Source organism: Mycobacterium sp. (genome assembly GCF_035314665.1).
Classification (GTDB): domain Bacteria; phylum Actinomycetota; class Actinomycetes; order Mycobacteriales; family Mycobacteriaceae; genus Mycobacterium.
Genome location: NZ_DATFZD010000120.1, coordinates 1 through 2,228, shown reverse-complemented (window position 1 = coordinate 2,228; position 2,228 = coordinate 1). Strand labels below are relative to the sequence as shown.

At 65.3% G+C, this 2,228-nt stretch carries 2 protein-coding genes; both read right to left on the bottom strand.

Annotated elements, in window-relative coordinates:
- Positions 1 to 386, bottom strand: a 386-nt coding sequence (locus VKI00_RS08890; protein ID WP_324436816.1) for a class I SAM-dependent methyltransferase, incomplete at its 3' end; no start/stop codon positions are given.
- Positions 387 to 675: 289 nt separating this feature from the next.
- Positions 676 to 2,220 carry an LCP family protein gene (locus tag VKI00_RS08885; protein WP_324436817.1) on the bottom strand — a complete coding sequence of 515 codons (1,545 nt, stop codon included), beginning with the start codon at positions 2,218 to 2,220 and terminating at the stop codon, positions 676 to 678.
- Positions 2,221 to 2,228: the final 8 nt, after the last annotated feature.

Below are 2,228 nucleotides of genomic sequence, written 5' to 3'. Positions count from 1 at the left end.
CCGCCGGGCTTGAGGGTCCGGAAGATGGCTGTCGCGTGCGCCGGCAGATCATCAAGCAGATAAAGCACCTCGTGGCTAAACGCCACATCGAAGCCACTCCACGCCGCGGGTGGCGCTGCGGCGGCCTCGAACCGCAGCGGGCGCGTCCCCGCCAAGCGACGTGCGTCCTCGATTGCGCCCGCCGCTGGATCGTAGCCGAAGCCCTCTTTGATACCGCAGTCATCGGCGAGCAGCCGCAGAAAGCCTCCCCGGTTACATCCGACGTCGAGCACCCGCGTCCCGGCGAGGTCGACATCGATAGTGTCCAGCATCGCCGTCCAGACGAAGCGGTGCTCGTCCTGCATCGCCTCGTCCTCGGCCGCGCCACGCCAATAGCTCGTACTCATGATGTCTGCCGATGGTAGACCCCGGGGAGTCGTTGGTAGCGCATAAGATTCCGACCCGCTTACACCGGCTGATACGCCGTGATAGCCGGTGCAGGGCCGCACCACCGGTACGGCGCCGCTCCGCGGCGCGCCAATCTGGTAGACCCCGAGTTCTGCCGGCTGTAACCCATCTCGGCGGTGAACGACAGAGGTAGGCGATGGGTGCTTGGCTGGTGCGAGTGGTACAGGGGAACGCTCCCAGCCATCCGCAGCGGAGTTCGTCGGAGCGGCGAATCTCGCGGGGCCCTTGTCATTTCACGCAGGGGATGTCATCGGCGGTCATGCGTGTGAGGTTGGTAGGTGACGGTTCTTGCGTGCCTGTGCCGGTGGCCGACACCGTGGTGACGGGCGCCGCGACGGTTGTGGTCGGCGATGCCGATGTGCGATTGAGGTAGTCAAAGCTGGCGAAATCGGTCCCGACGGTCAGTCGCACCGTGTTGGGGGCGACGCTGTCGGATGCGGTGGCACTTATGTCTAATCCATCGGCGAGCTCGGCGGCGGCTGCCTTTGCGCCGGGCCCGTAGCCGATGGTGCTTGTCTGGCTGGTGGAGTCGGCAGTGCTGACCGCTCCCTCAGTGAAGGCCCCTGTCGCTAAGGACTTTTCGAGGTACGCGGCCTCTCCTTGCTTGCCCGAGGCATTAACCACGTTGAGCACGATGCTGCCTGCGGTCGGCTGCACGCCGTCGACTGGTTGCGGTGCTGAGCTGATGCTGCTTGTCGACGCGGGTGCGGCGGGTGAATCGGCGGCCAACAGATTGTGCACGATGGAGCGGACGGTGGATACGTCGATGATGTTGACGTCTTCACCGTCTGAGATCTCCTCGAAATCGGTGACCGGCAGCGTGTATAGGAAGACCGGTCTGTTGGGGAACGCCGACGCGTTACGCATGAAGTCGTCCAGGTCGAAACCCGCGTCAACGGCGACGTTTTGCTGTGCGACGTCCAGCAGGGTGCGCAGCCCTGTCGGGCTCGACAACGCCCTGCTGCGGCGCAGCGCACTGGCCAGCGAGGCGATGAAGGCCTGCTGGCGGCGGGTTCGATCAAGGTCGGTGAACAACGCATCGTCGGCGTCGCGGCGTTGCCGCACGAACGCCATCGCCTGGGCCGCACTGATCTGCTGGATCCCCCGATGAAAGTCCGCCCCCGAGTAGTAGCGATCCGAGGTGTCCTCGTTCAGGCACACGGTGATGGGTTCGACCACCCGGGCGACCTGAAAGAACCCAACCAAGGTGACCTCAATGAAGTGGTCGATCGGGAGTTGCAGCAGACGCCTGACCGTGCTGATCTCGGCCTTGCGGCCGGCCTCACGGGCCGTCTGTTCTTTCGCCGCGGAGTCTTGCGCGTCAGCCGAGGCGGTGTCGGATTCCAGACCGTCGGAGCCGGCGCGGTCCATCACGTGCTGGTAGGCGAGGCGGTAGGCTTCCTTGATCTTGCCCCGGCAATCCGAGGTCGGGCATCCGGCCAGGTCGACATAGTCGTCGCGGGGGATGGAGATCGCCGTGGCCCGAGCGTCCCCGGCGGGCAGGTGCAAGACGATGAGCGCGTCGGCGTCGCCCTCGCCGGAATCTTCACCGCCTGCATGCAGCGCGTCATAGATGTCTGGCGACAGGGGCTGGCCCCGCTGGTCGCGACGGCTATCCAGCCCCATGATTAGGATGTTTTGATCACTTCCGGTCGATGCGGGTTCACCGGCCAACGCGTCAGATGTGGTGATGCCAGCCGATGCAGCGCGGTAGGCGATCCATCCGATCCCGGTCACGACGACCACCACCACCGATACCAGCGCGCCGAGCACCTTGGCAC